Here is a 24,553-nt window from a genome sequence, read left to right on the forward strand (position 1 = left end):
CTGGCCGACAGGGCCAACGATTTTTTTTAGTCTAAACCCGTCGAGGCCAAGGTGAGAAGATATGCCGCCTCCCTGGCTCTGCCATCGGGGACAGCGCGATTTGTGCTGCCATCATCTGACGCTGCGCTGGAGCGCGCCATGCGAGGTGTTAGAGGATGCAGGACAGTTTCAACCGAAGCATCCTTGCTCTAAAGCTCGCGGAACGAATCCCTGGACCCAAGTGAATGAGCGAACCGATAAGCCCCACCGAGACCGAACAGACCGAGGAGGCGCCGCCGCCGCGTCGCGAGCCGGTGTTCAACCTGCCGCCGGTGGTGCTGGCGGTGATCGGCATCTGTGTGGCCGTCTTCCTGCTGCAGCAATATGTGCTGACCGAAGAGCAGCAGATAACATTGCTCACCGACGGGGCCTTCATTCCTGTCCTCTACACCGGGCAATACGGCTTCGACTGGTTCCTCTTCACTCGCCCCTTCACCTATGCATTCATGCATGGCGGCCTTGCCCATATTGCCATCAATATGGTTGCGCTGGCCGCCTTCGGCTCGCCGCTGGCCAACCGTCTCGGCTGGTTCTGGTTCGCGTTGTTTTTCGCCGCCACCGGATTGGCCGCGGTGGTGCTGTTCTGGGCGGTCCACCCATTTGGTGAAGCGCCGCTGGTCGGCGCTTCCGGCGCCATATCGGGCATGATGGGTGCGGCGGCGCGTTTCGGGTTCCGCACCGACCGCTCGTCCGGCGGGGCTGCCTTTGCCGGTCCCGTGCTGCCGATCGCAATCGTTTTGCGCATGCGCGGCGTCGTCAACTTTCTCGGCGCCTGGATGATCATCAATCTTGTCACCGGCCTTTACGGCCTCGGGCTCGGCGAGGCCGGCCAGATCGCCTGGGAGGCGCATATTGGCGGGCTGGTCGCCGGCTTCTTCGGATTGCGCTGGTTCGACCGGGGCTGGCAGGCGCCTGAATGGGAAATCCCCGACGACCAGCACACTTGAAAAGCAACCGATCACGGCGCACGATGTTCACTCTTATGTGAAGCCGGTCAGGGGGGAGCTGGCTAGCCAAGCAGGAGGAGGAGGACGCCATGACGGTTAAGGCAATTCTCGAGAAAAAAGGCCATGACGTGTTCACGCTCGGGCCGAATGAAAAGCTGAGCGAAGCCATTCGAATCCTGGCCGACCACAAGATCGGTGCACTGGTCATCACCAATGGCGATCGCAAGATCGTCGGCATCCTTTCCGAGCGTGACATCGTGCGGGTGGTTGCCAAGGAAGGCGCTGCCGCACTTGATATTGCGGTGCGCTCGGCGATGACGCCGAAAGTGAAGATCTGCAACGAGAACCACACGGTCAACGAGGTAATGGAGATCATGACCCGGGGCCGGTTCCGCCATCTGCCGGTGGAAAAGGACGGGATGCTCGATGGCATCGTGTCGATCGGCGACGTGGTCAAGCGTCGTATCGAGGATGTCGAGCGCGAGGCCGACGAAATCAGGGCCTATATCGCTACGGCCTGACCAGCGAAAGAGACCGCCGACCGGGAATACCGGCCGGCGGAGCTTGTCCTATCGGTTGTCGAGTTCGGAGCGGACGAGTTGCAGTCCGCGCCTTGTGATGCGGCAGGGGCCGCCATCGCAAGATGAAACCGCCTTCCTCCGCCTCAGTTTTCGAAAAAGATCGAGATCGACGCCTGGATAGTGCCAACCGTCGCGCGTCATGCATTTGACGTTGGCAATGCGTTTTTTCTGGTTCTTTTCGACTTCGATGCGCCCGCCCTGCGCGAGCAGATGCAGGATGCGCTGTTCCACAGCGCCGCGCGTCCTCTTGGACGCGCAAAGGACGCTGTGGCACTTATCACTTGGCGCATGATCCCTTTCCGAAAATCGACTCCGATTTTCGGGGTCATGCGCTGCGCGAAATATCCATATGGAGAATTCCCGGGAAAACGAAAAATGCCGCCGCCGCGAAGCTTCGCGGCACGGGGTTTCAGGTCTTCTTGCCCCTGCCTCGCTACGAGGTCAGGGCCTTACCGGGACTGAGCGTAAGTGGACATCCACTCTCCATTGGGATGGCGTCCTATAGGCGAAAAGCGGCTGAAAAGGCCAGACTGCGGCTATGCGCTTCTTTGGGTGCTTGTCTCGAAAGGCTGTTTGGACTAGCGAAGTTTCACATCCAAATATGCGTCTCATGCATATCCGAGAATTCAAAGTACGCAGGCCACCATGACCCTCATCGATACACGCACGCCCGATGCCAAACGCTTCATCCCTGGCGCCACTGGCGATTGGGAGATCATCATCGGCCTAGAAGTGCATGCGCAGGTCATCTCGGAAGCAAAATTGTTTTCCGGCGCTTCGACCGCTTTCGGCGCGGCGCCCAACGCCCATGTCAGCCTGGTCGACGCCGCCATGCCCGGCATGCTGCCGGTCATCAACGAGGAATGCGTCAAGCAGGCGATCCGCACCGGCCTCGGACTGAAGGCGCAGATCAACCACAAGTCGGTGTTCGACCGGAAAAACTATTTCTATCCAGACCTGCCGCAGGGCTATCAGATCTCGCAGTTCAAGCAGCCGATCATCGGCGAGGGCACGGTGATTGTTTCTGTCGGCCCCGACCGCCAGGGCGAATTCGAGGACATCGAGATCGGCATCGAACGCCTGCATCTGGAGCAGGATGCCGGCAAGTCGATGCACGACCAGCATCCGACCATGTCCTATGTCGACCTCAACCGCTCGGGCGTAGCGCTGATGGAGATCGTCTCCAAGCCCGACCTTCGTTCCGGTGATGAGGCCAAGGCCTATGTCACGAAACTGCGCACCATCATGCGCTATCTCGGCACTTGCGACGGCAATATGGACGAAGGCTCGATGCGTGCCGACGTCAACGTCTCGGTACGCCGGCCCGGTGGTGACTTCGGTACGCGTTGCGAGATCAAGAACATGAACTCGATCCGCTTCATCGGCCAGGCCATCGACTACGAGGCGCGCCGCCAGATCGCTATTCTGGAGGATGGCGGCAAGATCGATCAGGAGACGCGGCTGTACGATGCCGTCAAGGGCGAAACGCGTTCCATGCGCAGCAAGGAAGAGGCGCATGATTACCGCTACTTCCCCGATCCGGACCTGCTGCCGCTGGAGTTCGACCAGGCCTATGTCGATGCGCTGGCCAAGGACTTGCCGGAACTGCCCGACGACAAGAAGGCGCGGCTGATCTCTTCGCTGGGGCTGTCGACCTACGACGCCTCGATCCTGGTGTCGGAAAAGCCGATCGCCGATTATTTCGAGCAGGTAGCCAGCGGCCGCGACGGCAAGCTTGCCGCCAACTGGGTCATCAACGATCTGCTCGGTCAGCTCAACAAGGCCGGCAAGGACATTGAAAATGCTCCGGTTTCGCCGGAGCAGCTCGGTGCCGTCATCGACCTCATCAAAGAAGGCACCATCTCCGGCAAGATCGCCAAGGATCTGTTCGAGATCGTCTGGAACGAGGGCGGCGATCCGCGCCAGCTGGTCGAAAGCCGCGGCATGAAGCAGGTCACCGACACCGGCGCCATCGAGAAGGCGGTCGACGAGGTGATAGCCGCCAACCCCGACAAGGTCGAGCAGGCGCGTGCCAAGCCGACCATGGCCGGCTGGTTCGTCGGCCAGGTGATGAAAGCAACCGGCGGCAAGGCCAACCCGCAGGCGGTCAACGAACTGGTCAAGGCCAAGCTCGGCATCGAATAGATGTTCGTCCGTACCGCCAGCGAACGCGACCTTGCCGCCATCCGAGCGCTGCTGGTCGAAACCTGGCATGCGACTTACGACGCCATCTATGGCGCCCGGCGGGTGACGGAAATCACCGACGACTGGCATTCGATCGCATCTCTCAAGGCGCGACTGACGAGGCCGAATTCTGAATTCCTGATCGCCGATGACGGCAAGCGCATGGGCGGCATGGCTTTCGCCGCCGCTACCACGGATCCAAAGGTCGTGCTGTTGAACCAGCTCTATGTGCTGCCCGCCTGCCAGCGGCAAGGCATCGGCCAGGCCTTGCTGGACGAGGTCGAGGCCAGCTTTCCCGAGGCAAACACCTTGCGCGTCGAGGTGGAAGAAGCCAACGCGCCGGCCATTGCCTTCTACCGTTCGAAGGGATTTTTGCCGGCCGGCAGCACCGCCGATTGCGGCGGCGGCTCGGGGTTGCCGGCACTGATCTTCGAGAAGGCTATCGGCTAGCGTCACCGGATGCTGTACCGGCCGGGTGCAAGAAATCAGATCGCGTGCAGCGGCGGCGTCAATTCGCGCATCAGGAGCGCCAGCTCTCGTTGGTCGCCGGTGGCGGTCTTGTCGAAGATCGTCGCCAGTTGTGATTTGACGGTGCCGTCCGAGACGCCGCCGGCAGCGGCGATTTCACGCCGTGTCAATCCGGCGGCGACATGGCCGGCGACGCGCTTTTCCGCCGCGGTCAGTCCGAAGAGTGCCGCGATCGCCTCCAGCGCCGGCACCGGTGCGGCGCCGGCAGCGGCAATGAAGATGGCGGCGGCGGCGCGTTGCGACATGCGGGTCGAAATGTCGCGTCGCACCAGCGGCATGACATGCGCCACCGCTGGAACCATTGACCGGACGAGGGGGATGTTGATGCCGGAAGGGCCGAGCGCGAATTCGTTGCGGGTGCCGAGCTGGACGGCGCGGCCGATGGCGGTGTTGGCATACGCATAGGTGAAGGAGAGCTGGCCGCGCACCGAGGACACGGAGGTGGTTTGCGCGAGCAGCGCCTCGGCTGCCGGATTGGCGAAAATGATCTGCATGTCGTCGGCGACGATCAGCACCGGATGGTCGAGGCTCTCGATGATCGAGGCAAAGATGTCGGCCTTGCGTCGCTCGGCCTCGAACAGGTCGCCGATGGTCACCGCCCGCCGGACATGGGGTGCGAGCGTGGAAATCAGGTCGAGATCCCTGGCTGAAATCTGCGGTCTGTCCTTGTCGGTCACCACCATCAGCGTGCCAGTGCGCGCCGGCTGCTTCATCAGCGCCACCCAGAAGAAATCGTCGAGACGGTTGGGTTCCACCCACTCGCGCACGATGCGGCTTTCGAGCCAGTTCTGCCTGGCATCCGGGCCTTGCAGCGCATAGACGCTATCGACGGTGAACGGCATGTCGATGTCCATCTTCGGCACCGCCTTGAAGAAAGGCACCTCGCAGGCGTAGTCGCGCTGCAGCGGCTCAAGCAGGGCGGGATCACCGCAGGATATCGAAAACCGGGCCGAGTTGCTTGATGTGTCGACAACCGCCAGCATGGCAAGCCGGCCAAGCGCCAATTTGCAGATTGATTCAAGCGTCGATTGCCAACGCCCGGCATCGGCAATCGAATCGTAAATCGCCTCGACGATCTGCGGCAGAGCGCGACCGAATATGTTGGCCTGGATAGACATAGAGCCTCGTATGTATCGCGGCGTAGTGGCAGGTCACACATTATCTCTGCCTGAGGTCTCACACAACATTGCCGGGTACGTTACGTCTGTGAAACGTCTCACAGTGGCGTTTGGAGTGTTGCAATCAATGTCAGACCAGCCAATACGTGCCTGAGGGGCTGTTGTGTAAGAGCGCTCGGGCCAATCTGCGATACAAATCAAAGTGAATGAATTTGGAAATTTTCAGGGAATAAATGAGGAAACTTCCACATTGTCGATCAGCCTGGTCTTGCCAAGCCAGGCCGCGGCGAGGAGGCGGCCGTCGCTGTCACGCCGCCAGGGGGCAAGGGTCAGGCTCTCGCGCGCGGCGACATAGTCGACGCGGCCGAAGCCTGCCTCGAGAAGCGCGCCACCAGCCTTGGCGGTCACGCTGCTTTCGTCGGTGCCGGCTGCAAGCGCTGCCGCCGCTTGGCGCAGGACGACATTGAGCTGGCGTGCGACACCAAGTTCGGCGGCGCCGAGATAGGCATTGCGCGACGACATTGCGAGGCCGTGCGCGTCGCGCACGGTTGGCGCGCCGATAATGTCCACCGGCAGGTCGAGATCGCGGCAGAGTTTTCGGACGACGCAAAGCTGCTGGTAGTCCTTTTCGCCAAAAATGGCGCGATCGGGCAGGGCTTGCAGAAACAACTTGGCCACGACCGTGGCGACGCCCTCGAAGAAGGTCGGCCTGAAATCCGATTCCAGCCCCGAAGACGGGCCGCCGACCGAAATCCTGGTCGCAAAGCCAGTCGGGTACATCTCGGAAACCGTAGGCGTGAAGGCAAGATGGGCGCCGGCTTGCGCCAGCCGGTCGAGGTCGCGCGCCAGCTGGCGCGGATATTTGTCGAGGTCTTCGGTGGGGGCGAACTGGGCCGGATTGACGAAGATCGAGACGATGCAGCGATCGGCCGTCGAAAGCGCGGCCCTGACCAGCGAGATATGGCCGTCATGCAGCGCGCCCATGGTCGGCACCATGGCGACGCTGAGGCCGTCGCGCCGCCAGTCGCGAATCTGCGCGCGAAGGGCAAGCACAGTGTCGACAACGACCGGCTGGTTCATGCGTTGTCCTTGCCTGTTTTTCCTGAAAAGACGTGGCCCGGTCCGGGAAAGGTACGACTGCGCACCTCTGCTGCGTAACGCGCGGCGGCATCGGCGACCACGCTGCGCAATTCGGCATATTCCTTGACGAATTTCGGCACCCGGTCGACGGTCAGGCCGATCATGTCGTCGATGACTAGGATCTGGCCGTCGCACTGGCCACTGGCGCCGATGCCGATGGTGGGAATGGCGACGCGCCGGGTCAGCTCGGCGGCAACAGTCTCGACCGTGCCTTCGATGACAAGTGAAAATGCGCCGGCCTTCTCGACCGCGTCGGCGTCGCGCATCAGTGTCGCGACATTCTCCGGCGTGCGGCCCTTGATCTTGTAGCCGCCGTCCTTTTCCACCGATTGTGGCTGCAGGCCGATATGGCCTATCACCGGAATACTAGCGGCGACGATGGCCGCGATCTGGTCGGCCACGTCGACGCCGCCCTCCAGCTTCACCGCCTGGCAGCCGGTTTCCTCGACGATGCGGCGCGCAGAGGCAACGGCTTGCGCGGCCGAATTCTCATAGCTGCCGGCCGGCATGTCGACCACCACGCAGGCCTTGGCCGACCCGCGCATCACAGCCTGGCCATGGGAGATCATCATCTCCAGCGAAGCGCCGAGCGTGGTCTCGTGGCCGTGCAGCACCATGGCAACGCTGTCGCCGACCAGGAGAAGGTCGACATGGTCGTCGAGAAGGCGGGCGACGGGATAGGTGTAAGCGGTCAGGCAGACGATCGGCACGCCGCCCTTGCGGGCGCGAATCGTCTCCGCGCTGATCCTGACGACAGCTGGGGCCATTCCTCACCTCCCGCAGCCGGCGTTGACCAGCGCCGGCTGCGCAGAGCTTTAGGAACACGCAGCCGGCTTGGCAAGTGTGGTGTTCGCAGTTGCGAAATGGATTGACCGACGCCCATGCTTTCGGCATGCCGTCAGCGCCGCAGGCACTGCAAAACCCTTGCCTTCGCGATAGCCTGACGCCATAAGCTGAAGGCAGGCACCGCCGCGCGCTCCGCGAGGATATGAATGAAAACTTTCCTTCTGCAGTTTTTCACCTGGTGGAACCGCCAGACGCTGGGAACGCGCTTCCACACCTGGCGCCACGGCAGCAAGGTCGGCCAGGACGCTACCGGCAATGTCTACTACGAAGGCGGCGTCGATTCGGAAGGCCGCACCCGCCGCTGGGTCATCTACGCCAATTATTCGGAAGCCTCGGCGATTCCGCCGGGCTGGCACGGCTGGATGCATCACCGTGTCGATGTCGCGCCGCCGAGCGACGACTATCGCCCGCGCGAATGGGAAAAGGCGCACGAGCCGAACCTCACGGGAACACCGGCCGCCTATCGCCCGAAGGGTTCCGTGCTCACCAATCAGCACCGTCCGCAGGTGACGGGCGACTATGATGCGTGGACGCCTGGTTCTTGACCGCCGGCCGGTCTTTTGTCGCCACAATTGGCGTTTAGCTGCTTGTTGGAATGACAACGGCGAATAGCCTTGGGCGTGACAGAATCACCCGGGCCCAAACCACCGGTATATCAGCATGAACATTTTCAGCCTGACATCGATGGCCGGACTGACGGCAGTCGCCGCTGCTGCCATGTGCCCGACCGCGTTTGCGGCAGCCCAGGAGCCTGCCGCGGCGCCGGCAATCTCGGATCGCATCACCAACCCGGTCGCGGAATTTGCCGGCATCGACAAGATCACCGGACGCATCATCACCTTCGACGTCTATATCGACGAAACCGTGCAGTTCGGCGCTTTGCAGGTGACGCCGCGCATCTGCTATTCGCGGCCGGAAAACGAGGAGCCGAAGACCGATTCCTTCGTCGAGGTCGACGAGATCACGCTCGACCGCAAGATCCGCCGCATCTTCACCGGCTGGATGTTTGCCGAAAGTCCCGGCCTCAACGCCGTCGAGCACGCCGTCTATGACGTCTGGCTGAAGGGCTGCAAGCAGAAGTCGGACGTGCCGCCGCCCGATGCGGCCAAGGCCGAGACCCCTAACGTCGATACGTCAAAGCCGAAGCCCGCTGCGGCTCCGGCTGTGGAACAGCCAGATCCCGCGGGACCCGACGCAACCACCACCAACTGATCCTCCGGAACCGTCATGGCCACCATGCGTTGGGCCATGGACGACCGCGCATTTATGCGCTTGGAGGATTTCCAGATGTCAGACAGCAAGCGGATTACCGCCAGCAAAAAGGACCTGCTCGAGCTCGAAAAGGGGTTCTGGACAGGAGATGCGGCTTACTACGCGGCCAATGCCGACACGGAATGCCTGGTGGCGTTTCCTGAGATGGCGAAGGCAATGGACAACGCCGACCTGGCCAAGACCGCGACCAAGCCCAACCGCTGGCGCGATCTGCAGATCGACCTCAAGGGCATCATCGAGCCCGGCAGCGACATCATCATGCTGACTTATGAGGCTCACGCGACACGGGAAAACGGCGAGCTCTACGCGGCGCTGGTCAGCACCGGCTACGTCCACCGTGTCACCGGCTGGAAGATGATGTTCCATTCGCAGACGCCGATGGAGGCTGCTGCGAAAAGCTAATGGCCTCGGTCAGGGATAAAAAACCGCTTCGCCCTTCAGCGCGTCGGCCAAAATCTTCTCGTATTTGCCACGCGGTACGTCGACCGCGCCGAAACGCTTGAGATGCTCGGTGGTGAATTGCGTGTCCAGCAGCGCGAAGCCGCGTGCCTTCAACCGCTCGACCAGATGATAGAGGCAGGTCTTGGACGCATCGGTCTCCCGGGCGAACATGCTTTCGCCGAAGAAAACCCGGCCGAGCGAGACGCCATAGAGGCCGCCGACCAGCCGTTCCTCGCGCCATGCTTCGACCGAGTGGCAGTGCCCGAGACGGTGCAGTTCGACATAGGCTTCGCGGATCGGCGCGTTGATCCAGGTCGAGCGACGTTCCTCGCGCTTTTCGGCGCAGCCGTCGATCGTCGCCTCGAAATCGAAGTCGAAGCGGATGTCGAATGGGTGCTTGCGGATCGTCTTCTTCAGGCTCTTCGGTGTGTGGAAATCGTCGAGCGGGATGATGCCGCGCGTCTCCGGCCGCACCCAGAACACCTCAGGGTCCGAAGCGCTCTCTGCCATCGGGAAGACGCCCGAGGCATAGGCCTTGAGCAAAAGGTCGGTCGGAATGCGATAGCCGGGCGCATACGGGCGGGTCATCGCGTCTTCGTGCTATTCCTCTTTGGCCAGATATTTTTCCAGCCAGTGGATGTCGTAGTCGCCATTGGCGATGTCGGCATTGCCGACGAGGTCGCGGAATAGCGGCAACGTCGTCTTGATGCCGTCGACGACGAATTCGTCGAGCGCGCGGCGCAGCCGCATCATGCATTCGACCCGGTTGCGGCCATGCACGATCAGCTTGCCGATCAGGCTGTCGTAATAGGGCGGGATCTTGTAGCCGGAATAGACACCGGAATCGACGCGGATGCCGAGGCCGCCAGGCGTGTGGAAATGCGTGATCGTGCCGGGCGAAGGCGTGAAGGTACGCGGATCCTCGGCGTTGATGCGGCATTCGATGGCGTGGCCGTTGAACTTGATGTCCTCCTGGCGCACCGAAAGTCCGCCGCCGGAGGCGACCCGAATCTGCTCATGCACGAGATCGATGCCGGTGATCGCTTCCGTCACCGGATGCTCGACCTGCAGACGCGTGTTCATTTCGATGAAGTAGAACTCGCCGTTCTCGTAGAGGAACTCGATCGTGCCGGCGCCGGAATAGCCGAGATCGGCGATGGCCTTGGCGCAGATACCGCCGATGCGGGCGCGCTCCTCGGCGTTGAGGGCCGGCGAAGGCGCCTCTTCCCAGACCTTCTGGTGACGGCGCTGCAGCGAACAGTCGCGTTCGCCGAAATGCACGCCGCGACCGGCGCCGTCGCCGAACACCTGCACCTCGATGTGGCGCGGCTTTTCCAGGTATTTTTCGATGTAGACGGCATCGTCGCCGAAGGCCGCACCGGCTTCCGTGCTGGCCGTCTGCAAGGCGATCTCAAGGTCAGCCTCGGTAAGAGCGACCTTCATACCGCGCCCGCCACCGCCCGCCGACGCCTTGATGATCACGGGATAGCCGATCTCGGCGGCAATGCGCCTGGCTTCCTTCTGATCGGTGACGGCGCCGTCGGAGCCTGGCACCACGGGGATGCCGAGGCGCTTTGCGGTGCGCTTGGCCTCGATCTTGTCGCCCATGATGCGGATATGGTCGCCCGACGGACCGATGAAGGTGATGTTATGGGCGGCCAGGATGTCGGCGAACTTGGCGTTCTCCGACAGGAAACCGTAGCCCGGATGCACGGCGTCGGCGCCGGTGATTTCGCAGGCGGCAACGATCTGGTGGATGTTGAGATAGCTGTCGCGCGACGGCGGCGGGCCGATGCACACGCTCTCGTCGGCAAGCCTCACATGCATGGCGTCAGCGTCGGCGGTCGAATGCACCACCACGGTCTGGATGCCGAGTTCCTTGCAGGCGCGCAGCACCCGAAGCGCGATTTCGCCGCGATTGGCGATGAGGATCTTCTGGAACATCCGGCCCGCTCTACTCGACCACGACGAGCGGCATGCCGTATTCGACCGGCTGGCCGTCCTCGAACAGGATCGCCGTCACCGTGCCGGCGCGCGGCGAAGGGATCTGATTCATCGTCTTCATCGCCTCGATGATCAGCAGCGTCTGGCCTTCCTTGACCGTCTGGCCGACTTCGATGAAGGCCTTGGCGTCGGGCGAGGGGGCAAGATAGGCAGTACCGACCATCGGCGAGGGGACCGCGTTCTTGGACGGATCGGCCGCCGCGGGTGCGGCAGCACTTGCCGCGGGCTGCGCTGCCGGCGCATAGCCTGCTTGAGGTGCTGCAATGGCGTGGATGGCCGCCGGCGCCTGGCGCGATACGCGCACCTTCAGGTCGCCGAGCTCGACCTCGATCTCGGTGAGGTTGGTGTCGTTCAGTATGCCCGCCAGATCGCGGATCAGTTGCTGGTCAACACCGGTCTTCTTTATCGACATTTTCGAGCCTTCTGTTTGTGAGCCGGTCATAGCCGTGCCGCCAGCGCCTGCAGCGCCAGCGAGTAGCCAAGCGGCCCGAACCCACAGATCATGCCGACAGCGACCGGCGCAACCATGGAGACGTGGCGGAATGGTTCCCGCGCGTGGATGTTGGAGAGGTGAACTTCAGCGACGGGCAGCGGCGCGATAGCGCGGATGGCGTCGTGAATGGCGATCGAGGTATGGCTGTAGGCACCCGGATTGATGACGATGCCGGCAGCCTTGTCGCCGGCTTCCTGGATCCAGTCGACGAGGTCGCCCTCATGGTTCGACTGGCGAAAATCGATCTCGAGGCCAAGGGCGGCGCCCGCCTGCTTGCAGTCGTCGGCGATCGCGGCAAGCGTCTTGCCGCCATAGATGCCGGGCTCGCGCTTGCCGAGCGCGTTGAGATTGGGGCCGTTCAGGACGAAAATCGTTTTCAAAAATGCCGACCTTTTCCGGCGCCGGCCTCAAGCCGGCGCGCAGGGCCTTCTATAATGGGCATAGCTGCCCGCGGAAAGAGCACAAGTGCGATCTTTCACTGTCCACAACAGGCGGAAATGTCCCCGTGAGAAATAGGCTCGCGCGCAAGATCAGAGCGCGGCTTTCGCCGCCTCGATCTTTTCGGCCAGCACTTGCTGGCCGAGCGCGCCGAATACCACCTCATTGCCGACCACATAGGATGGAGTTCCGGTGATGGCCAGCTTGTTGGCGAGGTCGTAGGTCTTGGTAAAAGCCTCGGTGATGGTCGGGTCCTTCATCTTCTCGCGCAACGTCGCCTCATCGGCGCCGAGCGACAGCGCCACCTTGATGGCCGCCGCCTCCGTGGCGCGGCCCTGGCCGCCGAGCAGCGCATTGTGGAACTCGCCGTATTTCTCCGGCATCATGAGGTGGAAGGCCATCGAGACGACGCTGGCCTTTTGCGAATCCGGACCGAGGATCGGGAATTCCTTGAGCACGAAGCGCAGGTCCGGATCGGACTTGGTCAGTTCACGCATGTCTTGGATGGCGCGTTTGCAGAAGCCGCAATTGTAGTCGTAGAACTCGACAATGGTGACCTTGCCGTTCGGATTGCCGACGACGCCGTCGAAGGTGGAGTTGAAGATCTGCTCCTTGGCGTCCTTGATGACGCCGAGGGCGGCGATCCGCTGTTCTTCCTTCTGCTTGGCCTCGAGCGCGTCCTGCACCTCGAGCAGAACCTCAGGGTTCTTCAAGAGGTAGTCGCGGATGATGCCCTCGACCTCGGCGCGATCGATCTTGGTGTCCGAGGACGCTACCTGCACGATCTGCGCCGTATCGGCCTTGGCCACCTGCGGACTGCCGGCGACGAACCCGAAAGCCAGCATGGCAAGAGCAGCCGCCACTCCCGTCGTGCCGAGCAATATTGCCTTGTTCATCGTCTCATCCTCTTGCCGGTTCTGGTCTATCCTAGTCGCTACGGGCGACCGGAAGGTTCACTTCTTGAGTTTGCCTGAAGGGTTGTAGTTTATGATGTCCTGCGCCCGAATCCAGCCGGGCTCGCCGCGCTTCAAGTCTTTTTGCGCGCGCATGGCAAAGATTTTCGCATTCTTGTAGTCGCCTGAATAGAAATGGCCCTCGGCGGTGGCGAGCTCGGCCGAAGGGATATTGCCGAGTTCGCCATAGGCCTGGGCCAGATAGCGGTATCCATCGGTGTTTTCCTTGTCGCGCCCGAGGCCGTTGTTGATCTGCACCACCGCCTTCTTCAGCGAATCGGGCGTGCCGATGGCTATCAGTGCCTGACCGAGCGAAACCGGCAGCAGGCCCGACTTCACCGGATCAAGGCTGACCGCCTTGGCATAGGCGTCCGCCGCGTCCTTCGGCTTGTTGGCCTTCATCAGGATGTCGCCGCGCAATTCCTGGAAGTAGGGATTTTTCGGCTGTTCCTTGATCAGCGCGTTGGTCTTGGTGAGTGCAGCGCCCAGATTGCCGTAGAGATAGGCCATCTGCGCTTCTCCATAGCGCGATGCGAGGCTGCCCGGGGCCTTGCGGATCAGCCGCGTCGCGGCGGCCTGGCCGCCCATATAGGCGGCGATCTTGATGCGCATCATGTCGTGCCGCTGCTGCAGTGCCGGTGGATCGACCTTGTCGACATTGGGGCTCTGCTTGACCAGCACTTCGAGATTGGCGATGCGCTCTTGCGGCATTGGATGGCTGATCCGGTACGGATCGACCTGCGTGCCGGACAAAGACAGCGCGTTCTGGAAGCGGGCGAAGGTCTTCAGCATGCCCATGCCGGACTGGCCGGTGGCATTGAGATAGGTGATGGCCGAGCGGTCGGCGGTCGACTCTTCGGTGCGCTGGTAGGCAAGAATGCTGCGCTGCGCCATCTCGCCGCCACCGGCGGCGACACCCATGCCGGCGCCGGCAAGGCCGCGGCTGTTGGTGGTGGCGCCGGCAACGATGGCGCCGGCGCCAAGCAGAGTGGCGATGATGGCCATCGTCTTGGCGCGCTCGAGCTGGTCACGCAATTTCTGCTGGTGGCCGCCGGCGATGTGGCCGGCTTCGTGGGCGATGACGCCGATAATCTCGTTGGGCGTTTCGGCCTGCATCAGCGCGCCGGTGTTGATGAACAGCCGGCGCCCGGTGACGAAGGCGTTGAAGCTCTGATCGTTGACCAGAACGATATCGACGCCGTCATTGGCAAGACCGGCCGCCTTGAAGATCGGCCGCGCATAGTCGCGCACCAGCGCCTCGATCTCGGCATCGCGCACCACCGGCACGCCCTGCGCGAACGCCGTCGCCGAGCCGGAGATTGCGACGGCGGCGGCAAGCAAAAGCGTCGCGAGGCCCCGTGCTGTCTTCCCGATGGAAGATTTGGAAATCGTCGATTTGGGTCGGCTCAGCATGAGGTCCACTGGTAAACGAGCGGGCGAACGATGAAAAGAGTCGGCACCGAAACTAGGCGAACTTGTGATCCTCACATCAATCGGGCATTTGTGCGGCGCTGCCGCCTTGGTCGGTGGGTCAGGGCGGCGGGTTTGGGCGGAAAGAGTGAGGTCAAATGGTTGTTTCGCTGTCGCGCCGCGGGGAAGTTGAGCCGTTTCACGCCATGGACATTCTGGCCGAGGCCAACCGGCTGAAGGCGACGGGCGTGCCTGTCATCTCCATGGCCGTCGGCCAGCCATCCGACCCGGCTCCGGTGGGGGTCAGGGAGGCCGCCGCAAATGCGCTGAAGATCGGCCGCATCGGCTATACCGATACGCTCGGTCTGGCGGATCTGCGCAAGGCGATCGCCGCGCATTATGGCGACCATTACGGGATCGATGTCGCGCCGAACCGCATCGCCGTGACGACGGGATCGTCGGCAGCCTTCAATCTGGCCTTCCTGGCCATGTTCGACCCGGGCGACCGCGTCGCTATCGCAGCACCCGGCTATCCCGCCTATCGCAACATCATGGCCGCACTCGGCATCGAGATCGTCGAGATCGAACTCGGCAGCGACGCCTATCTGCATGCCGACCATTTGAAATCGGCGCACCGCGAAAAGCCGTTGAAGGGCGTGCTGTTCGCGAGCCCGGCCAATCCGACCGGCGCGGTTATTCCCGCCGACGAGCTGTCGGCACTGGTGACGACTGCCGAAGACCTTGGCATCGCGGTGATATCGGACGAAATCTATCACCGGCTGGCCTATGCCGCGCCGGACACCACGGCGTTGGCCTACGGCTCGGGCGTGACGGTGATCAATTCCTTCTCGAAATACTATTGCATGACCGGCTGGCGCATCGGCTGGATGGTGCTGCCGGATGCCCTGGTGCGGCCAATCGAGCGCATTGCCCAGAGCCTCTACATCTCGCCGCCGGAACTGTCGCAGATTGCGGCGATCGAAGCCTTCAAGGCGACGGAAGAGCTGGAAGCGGTGAAGGCGCGCTACGCCTGGAACCGCGAGCTGTTGATGCAGCGGCTGCCGGAGCTCGGATTTCCTCTGGCGGCGCCCATGGACGGCGCCTTCTACGCTTTCTGCGATGTCACCCGGCATACCAATGACAGCATGGCCTTTGCGCGCAAAATGCTGGCCGAGGCGCATGTGGCGGCGACGCCCGGCCGTGATTTCGATCCGCTGGCCGGACACCGCACGATGCGCTTTTCCTATGCCGGCAGCCATGACGACATGGTCGAGGCGATGGCGCGCATCGAGCGTTGGCTGAAATAGCGGGGACGAGCATGCCGGAACTCGAACAGGCACTGGCCGATGTTGCCACTGAGATGGCGGAGCGAACCGATCGCGGTGACGTCGCCACCTACATTCCACAGCTTGGCAAGGTCGATCCGAAGAAATTCGGCATTGCCGCCGTCACCAATGACGGTCGCGTGCTTGTCGCCGGCGACGCCGACCAGCCGTTCTCGATCCAGAGTATTTCGAAGGTGTTTACCCTCACGCTGGCGCTCGGCAATGTCGGCGACGCGCTGTGGAAGCGGGTCGGGCGCGAACCATCGGGAAATCCGTTCAACTCGATCGTCCAACTCGAGCATGAGAACGGCATTCCGCGCAATCCGTTCATCAATGCCGGCGCCATCGTTGTCTCCGACATCCTGCTTGCCGGCCACCAGCCGCGCGAGGCGATCGGCGAGATCCTGCGCTTCATCCAGTTTCTCGCCGATGACGAGACGATCATCATCGACCGCGAGGTCGCGGCCTCAGAGCGGGCCACCGGCTATCGCAACTTTGCGCTCGCCAACTATATGAAATCCTTCGGCAATCTCAACCACGCGCCGGAGCTGGCGCTGGGCGTCTACTTCCACCATTGCGCCATCGCCATGAGCTGCCGGCAACTGGCGCTGGCCGGTCGCTTCCTCGCTAATGGCGGCAAGAATCCCGCGACCGGGTATCAGGTGGTGTCGGCCGAGCGCGCACGCCGCATCGGCGCCATGATGCTGACCTGCGGTCACTATGACGGCTCCGGCGATTTCGCCTTCCGTGTCGGCATTCCCGGCAAAAGCGGCGTCGGCGGCGGTATATTGGGGATCGTGCCGGGCGTCGCCTCGCTCGCCGTGTGGTCGCCAGGCTTGAACGCCAACGGCAATTCAAAGCTGGGGTCGATCGCCTTGGAAAAACTGGCCAGGATGATGAACTGGTCGATCTTCGCTCCCTAGGACTTACCGATATTCAGGTGAGGCCGGCCTGCGAATGGCAGCTTCCTGCGCTTCCGGTGCTCACGTACTCAAGTACGCTCCGCTCCGGTTCTCGGTATCAACCATTCTCGACTCGGCCTGACCTGAATCTCGGCAAGTCCTTACGCCGCGCCACATAACAAAAAATCCCGCGCCATCTCTTAGGGTGGCGCGGGATTTTTTGTCAGAAATCTATCTTAATCAGCTGAAAAGCTTAGAAAAAACCCTTCCGCTGCCACCAGCCGGCACGCTTCGGCTTTTCTTCGGCCTTGGCCTCGTCGGCAACGCTGGAGGAAACCACGGGCACCACCGGCGTATCCGCCGCTACGGCTTTGCGCCGTGAGGGACGGGCAGGCGCTTCCTCCTTGGCGGCCGGCGCGGGCGTCGCCGCCTCGGCCGGTGCAGCGTCCTCAACAGGTGCGGCCGGTGCTTCCGCCACCGTCTCGGCGGCGATTTCGGCCACGGCCTTCTTCGCCCTCGAGGCGCGCTTCTTCTTCGGCTTTTCGGCGGCCGGTTCGTCGTCGTTGGCCGCTGCAGGAGCCGCGGCTTCTTCGACTGCTACCGCCGCGACAGGCTCGCTGACCGTCGCCTCGGAGGCATCGGCCACCGAAACGTCGGCGGTTTCGCCGGCTTCGGTCTCCGTGCCGCCTTCGCCGTCCTCACGGCGATTGCGCTTGCCGCCACGCTTGCCGCGCCGGCGCTTCTTGCCCTGGGCGTCATCAGACGCTTCGACAGTGTCGGCGGCGCCAACCGGGGCTTCGCCTTGCGGTGCCGCATCGTCTTCGCCTGGTTCAGAGCCAAAGTCGTCGCTTGCCGCGGGGGCCGAAGCGCCTTCGGCGGTATGGCCATGCTCGCGCTCGCCGTGCTCGCGATCCTTGCCGCCACGCCGCCTGCGACGCTTGCGGCGCTTGCGGTCGCGGCCTTCGCCGTCCTCAGCCGATCTCGGCTGCTGCTGCGACTGCGGCTGCGCCGGGCGTGGCTGTTCGGCCTGCACCACAACCTCATCGTCTTCTTCCTCGATGACGATCTCGTCCTCGGGCTCTTCCGGCTCGACATAGGCCGGAAAACTGCGCGCCTCGACAAAGCCTTCCGGCTTTTCGGCAATGGCGCCGCGGAAGATCGCATAGTGCTGCACACCGACCGTGTCATCGGCCTCGATGGTGATGGTCAGGCCGAAGCGACCTTCGAGTTCCACCAGCGTGCCGCGCTTGTGATTGAGCACATAGAGCGCGGTTGCCGCCGGCGTCCGCACGGTGATGTGGCTACGCGAATCCTTGAGCAGGAATTCCTCGATCGCCCGCACCACCATCAGCGCCACAGACGAATCGGAGCGCACATGGCCGGTGCCGCCGCAATGCGGGCAGGGCTTCATGGTCGATTCCAGCACACTGGCGCGGATACGCTGGCGCGACATCTCCATCAGGCCGAAATGCGAGATGCGGCCGACCTGGATGCGCGCCCGGTCGTTCTTGAGGTGATCCTTCAGCCGCTTCTCGACGGAGCGGTTGTTGCGGTTCTCCTCCATGTCGATGAAGTCGATGACGATCAGGCCGGCGAGATCGCGCAGCCTCAACTGCCGGGCGACTTCTTCCGCCGCTTCGAGGTTGGTGTGGAGCGCGGTGTCCTCGATCGAGTGCTCCTTGGTGGACCGGCCCGAATTGACGTCGATGGCGACCAGCGCTTCGGTCTGGTTGATGATGATGTAGCCGCCGCTCTTCAGCGTCACCTGCGGCTGCAGCATGCGGTCGAGTTGCGCCTCGATGCCGTTGCGCACGAAGATCGGCGTCGTGTCGCGGAACGGCTGAACCACCTTGGCGTGGCTCGGCATCAGCATGCGCATGAAATCCTTGGCCTCGCGATAGCCTTCCTCGCCGGAGACAAGAATCTCGTCGATATCCTTGTTGTAGAGGTCGCGCACCGAGCGCTTGATCAGGCTGCCTTCCTCATAGACGAGGGCAGGGGCGGTGGATTGCAGCGTCAGATTGCGGACGTTTTCCCAAAGCCGCATCAGATATTCGTAGTCGCGCTTGATCTCTGCCTTGGTGCGGCTTTCGCCGGCGGTGCGCAGGATGACGCCCATGCCCTGCGGCACTTCGAGATCGGCAACGACTTCCTTGAGGCGCTTGCGGTCGACCGCGCTGGTGATTTTGCGCGAAATGCCGCCGCCGCGCGCCGTGTTGGGCATCAGCACCGAATAGCGGCCGGCAAGCGACAGATAGGTGGTGAGAGCAGCGCCCTTGTTGCCGCGCTCTTCCTTGACCACCTGCACCAAAAGGATCTGGCGGCGCTTGATGACTTCCTGGATCTTGTACTGGCGGCGCACCGGCTTGCGGCGGTTGCGCACCTCTTCCAGCGCATCCTCGGCGCCGACCGATTCAATCTCGTGGTCGTCGGGATGCGAGGACTGCACCTCTTCCAGCATGCCGCGATCATTGTCGGAGGATGTGGCTTCGCCGCTATGATCGGCTGATGCAGTCTCGCCGCTTGCCTCGCTGGAGGCCGCCTCGTCGCCGGCCTCAGCCTGCGGGACGGCTTCGGAGATCACATCCGCTTCGACGCTTGCCGCGATCGATGTCGGGCCGCCTTCGGACGGTTCGGTCTCGGATGTCTCGGTGTCGGAGCTTTCGCTCTCGCCGTGCCCGGCGTGATCTTCATGCCCGGCAGTATTAGCCGCGGCATGCTCGGAAGCAGGCTCTTCGGCAACGGCATCGCTGCCGGCATCGCCATGTTCGCCGCTGTCATCATCCGTGCCGGCGTCGCGCTTGTGTTCGCCACGCTCGCGGCCTTTGCCGCCGCGCCGGCGGCCGCGCCGGCCGCGATCGCGGCTCTGGCGGTCGTCGCCGTCATTGTCTTCGTTCTCCTCGTCCTCGGCTTCCTGCGCTTCGGCGCGCAGCAGAGCCTGACGATCGGCGACCGGGATCTGGTAGTAGTCGGGGTGTATTTCACTGAAGGCGAGGAAACCGTGACGGTTGCCGCCATATTCGACAAAGGCTGCCTGAAGGGAAGGTTCGACGCGCGTTACGCGAGCGAGATAGATGTTTCCTTTGAGCTGCTTCTTGTCTTGGGATTCAAAGTCGAATTCTTCAATACGGTTACCGCGGATAACGACAACACGTGTTTCCTCCGGGTGGGAGGCGTCTATCAGCATTTTGTTGGGCATTATTACGTTTCCTCCCGGCAGCCGTCAGCCGCAGCTTGCGAGGCAAAGCCCGCTGCTGCGTGTCTGAGATGTGGGTGCCGGATGTCTGAATGTCCGCGGGACGCCGCTTGAGCGCCATGGCGGTGCCGCCCGCAGCCATAATGGCGCGGTTTGATGCGGACCTTTCCATGATTGCGCTTGAAGCCATCGTCACCAGCAGAACCTTTTGAACCAAAGCCCGGACGAACCGGACCAGCTTGTTTGCTCATACAGAGCCGGCACGGGAACAAACCCGGCCGTTTTCCTCACGCAGGCGATTCCCCCGCCACGGGCGCACACCTGCGAAATTCGTCGCGATCACCTGAAGCCTTTTCGCTGGAAGCGAAAGGAGCCGCCTTTCATCTGACCTGTAGCGGGAAGCTGCGGGAGAAGCGGTTCCAGGATTGCAGTGATCCACCATCGCTTTTATGATTTGACGGGGTGGAAGGCAACCCCGATTTCGGATGCCGGCAAAAAGCAGTGCCGTAACGGAAGCAAAGGCCCTAATCCTCAATGAAAAGGCTTGGTTAACCTTCTCTGGATACCAATCGTTAATCGAGTCTGCGGCCTGACCGGCATTTCGACCAACCACGCGGGCGCAAGGCGCCAAACCGGGAGCGACTGCAAAGAGATGGGACTGGCGGGCACCACAGACAAGGGCCATGGCCGTGCAGGCCTTTTGCTGCGCGCTGCTTGTGTACTTTTGCTGCTGGCGCTTTGCTTCGCTTTTGCGCCGGTTTCACGCGCGGCCGATGCGCCGCTCGGCGCCACCGCCTACAAGATGGCGGGCGACGCCACCAAAATGCGCATCGTCATCGATTTCGACCGCGAACCTGATATCAAATGGTTCCTGCTGCGCGGCCCCAACCGGCTGGTCGTCGACCTGCCGCACACACGATTCGCCATCAGCGCGAAGGACGCCAAGGCGCGCGGCCTAGTCAAGGCGGTGCGTTATGGCGACCAGGGTGAGGGATCGCGGCTGATCCTGACCGGCAAGGGGCCGTTCTCGGTCGACAGGCTGGATGTGCTCAAGAACGATGACGGCAACGGCTACCGCATCGCCATCGACATGTCGGCGGCTTCCGACCGCGAGTTCGATGAAGCCCTTGCCAACCAGGCGCTGACCACCGGCTCGACCGTCTCCACCGACAAGGGCGCCAGGGTCGGCACCGGGCCGATCTCCAATCCGGGGCATCGCTTCACCGTCGTCATCGACCCCGGCCACGGCGGCATCGACGGCGGCGCCGAAGGACTCAACGGCACCATCGAGAAGAACGTCACGCTCGCCTTCGCCACCGAACTGCGTGACAAGCTCGCCGCCGTCGGCAACTACGACGTGTTCATGACGCGCGAGACCGACGAGTTCCTGCGGCTCGATGACCGCGTGCGCATTGCCCGCCAGCACGAGGCCGACCTGTTGATCTCGATCCATGCCGACACGATCAGCGTCAAAGGCATTCGCGGCGCCACCGTCTACACCGTCTCCGACAAAGCATCCGACCCGGAAGCGCAGGCGCTGGCCGATCGCGAAAACCTCTCCGACCAGTTCGCCGGCATGGTGATCAAGGACGACAACAAGGAAGTCACCGACATACTGATCGACCTGATCCGCCGCGAGACGCACAATTTCTCGATGAGCTTCGCCCACACCCTTGTCGGCCAGTTGTCCACCAGCGTCGGCCTGATCAACAATCCGCAGCGTTCGGCCGGCTTCAAGGTGCTGAAGGCGCCCGATGTGCCGTCGGTGCTGGTCGAACTCGGCTATCTCTCCAATGCCAAGGACGAGGCGCAGCTGCTCGACGCCGACTGGCGCGGAAAGGCGGCGCAGAGCATCACCAACGCTGTCGCCCTGTTTGCCTCCGCCAAGATGGGAACGGGAACCGGGGGCTGAGATGGCCGCCGCCGCCCGCAACCAGAGGCAGCGTTGCACGACGACAACACCAGGCGCTTTTATTTCCGGCAGGGGATGCCGAAATCGGACGCTGCCGTATTTTGTCCACATGGTGGCGACAAGGGTTTGCCATTGCGGATTGGGACCGTTGCGAAAGCTTGCGCGAAAGGCGGCTTCGTCTAGGAAATTCCCGAACCTCGGACTGGAGCGGGCATGATTCGTCTCATCGGCTATTTCTTTGGTATCGGCACAACGCTGGCGCTTCTGGTCGCCGCGGGCGTGGCGATATACATCAGCCATCTGTCGAAGGACTTGCCCGACTACGAGGTGCTGGCCAAGTACGAGCCGCCGGTGACGACCCGCATCCATGCCTCCGACGGGGCGCTGATGGCCGAGTATGCGCGCGAACGGCGGCTCTATCTGCCGATCCAGGCGGTTCCGGACCGGGTCAAGGCGGCGTTCCTGTCGGCCGAGGACAAGAATTTCTACAACCACCCCGGCATCGACATCACCGGGCTCGGCCGCGCCATCTACGTCAACCTGCAGAATATGGGCTCGGGCAGGCGCCAGGTCGGCGCCTCGACCATCACCCAGCAGGTGGCGAAGAACTTCCTGCTGTCCTCGGACCAGACCTACGAGCGCAAGATCAAGGAGATGATCCTGGCCTTCCGCATCGAGCAGGCCTATTCGAAGGACCGCATCCTCGAGCTTTACCTCAACGAAATCTTCTTCGGCTTCGGCGCCTATGGCGTGGCGGGCGCGGCGCTGACCTATTTCGACAAGTCGGTCAACGAACTCACCGTCGCGGAAGCCGCCTATCTGGCGTCGCTGCCGAAGGGTCCCAACAACTACCATCCCTTCAAGCATGCTGACCGGGCCATCGAGCGCCGCAACTGGGTCATCGACCAGATGGTCGAGAATGGCTACGTGACGCGCGAGGAAGGCGACAAGGCCAAAGCCGAGCCACTCGGCGTCACACCGCGCCGCAACGGCTCCTATCTGTTCGCGGGTGAATATTTCACCGAGGAAGTGCGCCGCCAGATCATCGCGCGTTATGGCGAGAACGCGCTCTATGAGGGCGGCCTGTCGGTGCGCACGACGCTCGATCCGAAGATCCAGCTCATCGCCCGCAAGTCGATGCAAAACGGTTTGCTCAAATACGATACACTGCGCGGCTATCGCGGACCGGTGACGCATATCGATGCTTCCGGCGACTGGGGCGCTGCGCTAGGCAAGGTCAAGGGGTTGGAAGACGTTCCGGAATGGTCGCTTGCCGTCGTCCTCGACAGTTCCGACACCGGTCTTTCCATCGGCCTGCAGCCGACGCGGCAGATTTCAGGTGATATCGTCAAGGAACGCGTCGAAGGCACCGTGAGCAAGGAAGACATGAGCTTTGCCATGCGCCATGTGGTCGATGGCAAGACGGTCAAGGCCAAGTCGCCAGCCGACGTGCTGCAGCCGGGTGACGTCATCTTCGTGCAGAAAAACGAGGGTTCGGAAGGCGCCTACACGCTGCGCCAGGTGCCGGAAGTGGAGGGCGGCTTGATCGCCATGGATCCGCATACCGGCCGCGTGCTGGCCATGGTCGGCGGCTTCTCCTATGCGCAGTCGGAGTTCAACCGCGCCACGCAGGCGATGCGGCAGCCCGGATCGTCGTTCAAGCCGATCGTCTATTCTGCGGCGCTCGACAATGGCTATACGCCGGCCTCGGTGATCATGGACGGCCCGATCACCATCCAGAGCGGCAACACGACATGGACGCCGAAGAACTATGACGGCACGGTCGCCGGTCCCGCGACCTTGCGCTCCGGCATCGAAAAGTCGCGCAATCTGATGACGGTGCGGCTCGCCAACGACATGGGCATGAAGCTGGTGGTCGAATATGCCGAGCGTTTCGGCGTCTACGACCATCTGGCGCCGTATCTGCCGATGGCGCTGGGCTCCGGTGAAACCACCGTGATGCGCATGGTGTCGGCCTATTCGATCATGGCCAATGGCGGCAAGTCGATCAAACCCTCGCTCATCGACCGCATCCAGGACCGCTACGGCAAGACCGTGTTCAAGCAGGACGAGCGTGGCTGCGAAGGCTGCAATGCGTCCGAATGGAACAACCAGCCCGAACCGGAACTGGTCGACAATTCCGAGCAGGTGCTCGACCCGATGACCGCCTACCAGATCACTTCGATGATGGAAGGCGTGGTCCAGCGCGGCACCGGCGCCACCATCGCCGAACTTGGCCGTCACATCGCCGGCAAGACCGGCACGACCAATGACGAGAAGGATGCCTGGTTCATCGGCTATACGCCGAACCTCGTCGTCGGCCTCTACATGGGCTACGACACGCCACGCGGTCTCGGCCATGGCGCCACCGGTGGCGGTCTGGCGGCGCCTATCTTCAAGGACTTCATGCGCGTGGCGCTGGACGGCACGCCCAATGTCGACTTCAAGGTGCCGGAAGGCATGAACCTGGTCGCCATCAACCGCAAGACCGGCATGCGTGCCGCGTCGGGCGATCCCGGCACCATCATCGAAGCCTTCAAGCCGGGCACCGGCCCCGCCGACAGCTATTGGGTGATCGGCATGGGCGCCGACGGCTCCAATGGCGCCGGCGGACCGTTGTCGCCGGAGGCTTCGCAAGCCATCCAGGCGCCCGGCGGCGGGCTTTACTGACATCGCGAGAATTCGAAATGGGCCGGCTTGTTGAGCCGGCCCATTTCGCTTTACAGGCGGCGGTGCCGTGCCTATGTATCGCGCCTAAAGCGCGTCGACGCGCTTTAGGTCTTTGTTTATGCATGTCGTTGTCTCAAAACCGGGACCACTTTTG

Annotated in this window: 22 protein-coding genes; 11 read left to right on the forward strand and 11 right to left on the reverse strand. The window is 62.7% G+C overall.

Features of this window, described 5'->3' with window-relative positions; all coding sequences use genetic code 11:
- Positions 1–224: 224 nt before the first annotated feature.
- Positions 225–986 carry a rhomboid family intramembrane serine protease gene (locus AC1D1B_RS23480; protein WP_477334748.1) on the forward strand — a complete coding sequence of 254 codons (762 nt, stop codon included), beginning with the start codon at positions 225–227 and terminating at the stop codon, positions 984–986.
- An 89-nt stretch (positions 987–1,075) separates the two neighbouring features.
- Positions 1,076–1,507, forward strand: coding sequence for a CBS domain-containing protein (locus AC1D1B_RS23485; protein ID WP_477334749.1), 432 nt, complete (start codon positions 1,076–1,078; stop codon positions 1,505–1,507).
- 48 nt (positions 1,508–1,555) lie between these two features.
- On the opposite strand, the gene AC1D1B_RS23490 is transcribed toward AC1D1B_RS23485, so the two are convergent.
- A complete protein-coding gene (locus AC1D1B_RS23490) occupies positions 1,556–1,798 on the reverse strand; it encodes a YjhX family toxin (protein ID WP_477334750.1) in 243 nt (80 codons plus the stop codon).
- Between the two features lie 414 nt (positions 1,799–2,212).
- On the opposite strand from AC1D1B_RS23490, the gene gatB reads away from it, so the two are divergent.
- Both gatB and AC1D1B_RS23500 read left to right on the forward strand, forming a co-directional pair.
- The gene (gatB, locus tag AC1D1B_RS23495; RefSeq protein WP_477334751.1) at positions 2,213–3,712 is read left to right on the forward strand and encodes an Asp-tRNA(Asn)/Glu-tRNA(Gln) amidotransferase subunit GatB; all 1,500 of its coding nucleotides are present in this window, start codon (positions 2,213–2,215) and stop codon (positions 3,710–3,712) included.
- The gene (locus AC1D1B_RS23500) at positions 3,713–4,201 is read left to right on the forward strand and encodes an N-acetyltransferase family protein (protein WP_477334752.1); all 489 of its coding nucleotides are present in this window, start codon (positions 3,713–3,715) and stop codon (positions 4,199–4,201) included. It begins immediately after the preceding gene.
- Between the two features lie 35 nt (positions 4,202–4,236).
- Here the strand turns inward: AC1D1B_RS23500 and AC1D1B_RS23505 are convergent, their stop codons facing one another.
- The 3 genes from AC1D1B_RS23505 to panB form a co-directional block, all read right to left on the reverse strand.
- Positions 4,237–5,397: a helix-turn-helix transcriptional regulator gene (locus AC1D1B_RS23505; RefSeq protein WP_477334753.1), complete on the reverse strand. Its 1,161-nt coding sequence runs from the start codon at positions 5,395–5,397 to the stop codon at positions 4,237–4,239.
- A gap of 222 nt (positions 5,398–5,619) precedes the next feature.
- Positions 5,620–6,477, reverse strand: coding sequence for a pantoate--beta-alanine ligase (gene panC, locus AC1D1B_RS23510; RefSeq protein ID WP_477334754.1), 858 nt, complete (start codon positions 6,475–6,477; stop codon positions 5,620–5,622).
- Complete coding sequence (gene panB / locus AC1D1B_RS23515; RefSeq protein WP_477334755.1) at positions 6,474–7,304, reverse strand: 3-methyl-2-oxobutanoate hydroxymethyltransferase; 831 nt, start codon at positions 7,302–7,304, stop codon at positions 6,474–6,476. The genes panC and panB overlap by 4 nt, the downstream gene beginning before the upstream one ends.
- A gap of 225 nt (positions 7,305–7,529) precedes the next feature.
- Here panB and AC1D1B_RS23520 point away from each other — a divergent pair, with 225 nt between their 5' ends.
- The 3 genes from AC1D1B_RS23520 to AC1D1B_RS23530 all read left to right on the forward strand — a co-directional run bounded on the left by AC1D1B_RS23520 (position 7,530) and on the right by AC1D1B_RS23530 (position 9,057).
- Positions 7,530–7,928 carry an NADH:ubiquinone oxidoreductase subunit NDUFA12 gene (locus AC1D1B_RS23520; RefSeq protein ID WP_477334756.1) on the forward strand — a complete coding sequence of 133 codons (399 nt, stop codon included), beginning with the start codon at positions 7,530–7,532 and terminating at the stop codon, positions 7,926–7,928.
- A 115-nt stretch (positions 7,929–8,043) separates the two neighbouring features.
- The gene (locus AC1D1B_RS23525) at positions 8,044–8,595 is read left to right on the forward strand and encodes a DUF2155 domain-containing protein (protein ID WP_477334757.1); all 552 of its coding nucleotides are present in this window, start codon (positions 8,044–8,046) and stop codon (positions 8,593–8,595) included.
- Between the two features lie 75 nt (positions 8,596–8,670).
- A complete protein-coding gene (locus AC1D1B_RS23530; RefSeq protein WP_477334758.1) occupies positions 8,671–9,057 on the forward strand; it encodes a hypothetical protein in 387 nt (128 codons plus the stop codon).
- Between the two features lie 9 nt (positions 9,058–9,066).
- Here the strand turns inward: AC1D1B_RS23530 and aat are convergent, their stop codons facing one another.
- The 6 genes from aat to AC1D1B_RS23560 all read right to left on the reverse strand — a co-directional run bounded on the left by aat (position 9,067) and on the right by AC1D1B_RS23560 (position 14,397).
- Positions 9,067–9,684, reverse strand: coding sequence for a leucyl/phenylalanyl-tRNA--protein transferase (aat, locus tag AC1D1B_RS23535; RefSeq protein ID WP_477334759.1), 618 nt, complete (start codon positions 9,682–9,684; stop codon positions 9,067–9,069).
- Between the two features lie 12 nt (positions 9,685–9,696).
- Positions 9,697–11,040, reverse strand: coding sequence for an acetyl-CoA carboxylase biotin carboxylase subunit (accC, locus tag AC1D1B_RS23540; protein ID WP_112392211.1), 1,344 nt, complete (start codon positions 11,038–11,040; stop codon positions 9,697–9,699).
- A gap of 10 nt (positions 11,041–11,050) precedes the next feature.
- On the reverse strand, positions 11,051–11,512 hold the full coding sequence (gene accB, locus AC1D1B_RS23545) for an acetyl-CoA carboxylase biotin carboxyl carrier protein (protein WP_477334760.1): 462 nt from the start codon (positions 11,510–11,512) through the stop codon (positions 11,051–11,053).
- Between the two features lie 26 nt (positions 11,513–11,538).
- A complete protein-coding gene (gene aroQ / locus AC1D1B_RS23550; RefSeq protein WP_112564337.1) occupies positions 11,539–11,973 on the reverse strand; it encodes a type II 3-dehydroquinate dehydratase in 435 nt (144 codons plus the stop codon).
- A gap of 150 nt (positions 11,974–12,123) precedes the next feature.
- The gene (locus tag AC1D1B_RS23555) at positions 12,124–12,927 is read right to left on the reverse strand and encodes a DsbA family protein (RefSeq protein WP_477334761.1); all 804 of its coding nucleotides are present in this window, start codon (positions 12,925–12,927) and stop codon (positions 12,124–12,126) included.
- A 57-nt stretch (positions 12,928–12,984) separates the two neighbouring features.
- Complete coding sequence (locus tag AC1D1B_RS23560; RefSeq protein WP_477334762.1) at positions 12,985–14,397, reverse strand: M48 family metalloprotease; 1,413 nt, start codon at positions 14,395–14,397, stop codon at positions 12,985–12,987.
- Between the two features lie 155 nt (positions 14,398–14,552).
- On the opposite strand from AC1D1B_RS23560, the gene AC1D1B_RS23565 reads away from it, so the two are divergent.
- Both AC1D1B_RS23565 and AC1D1B_RS23570 read left to right on the forward strand, forming a co-directional pair.
- Positions 14,553–15,701: a pyridoxal phosphate-dependent aminotransferase gene (locus AC1D1B_RS23565; RefSeq protein ID WP_477334763.1), complete on the forward strand. Its 1,149-nt coding sequence runs from the start codon at positions 14,553–14,555 to the stop codon at positions 15,699–15,701.
- Positions 15,702–15,712: 11 nt separating this feature from the next.
- Complete coding sequence (locus AC1D1B_RS23570) at positions 15,713–16,642, forward strand: glutaminase (RefSeq protein WP_477334764.1); 930 nt, start codon at positions 15,713–15,715, stop codon at positions 16,640–16,642.
- Positions 16,643–16,874: 232 nt separating this feature from the next.
- Here AC1D1B_RS23570 and AC1D1B_RS23575 read toward each other — a convergent pair whose 3' ends face one another.
- Complete coding sequence (locus tag AC1D1B_RS23575) at positions 16,875–19,820, reverse strand: Rne/Rng family ribonuclease (protein ID WP_477334765.1); 2,946 nt, start codon at positions 19,818–19,820, stop codon at positions 16,875–16,877.
- Between the two features lie 649 nt (positions 19,821–20,469).
- Between AC1D1B_RS23575 and AC1D1B_RS23580 the strand changes: the two genes are divergently transcribed.
- Positions 20,470–21,729 carry an N-acetylmuramoyl-L-alanine amidase gene (locus tag AC1D1B_RS23580; RefSeq protein ID WP_477334766.1) on the forward strand — a complete coding sequence of 420 codons (1,260 nt, stop codon included), beginning with the start codon at positions 20,470–20,472 and terminating at the stop codon, positions 21,727–21,729.
- 213 nt (positions 21,730–21,942) lie between these two features.
- Positions 21,943–24,399: a penicillin-binding protein 1A gene (locus tag AC1D1B_RS23585; protein ID WP_181061873.1), complete on the forward strand. Its 2,457-nt coding sequence runs from the start codon at positions 21,943–21,945 to the stop codon at positions 24,397–24,399.
- Positions 24,400–24,553: the final 154 nt, after the last annotated feature.

This window comes from Mesorhizobium sp. P2_C5_2 (assembly GCF_056404535.1).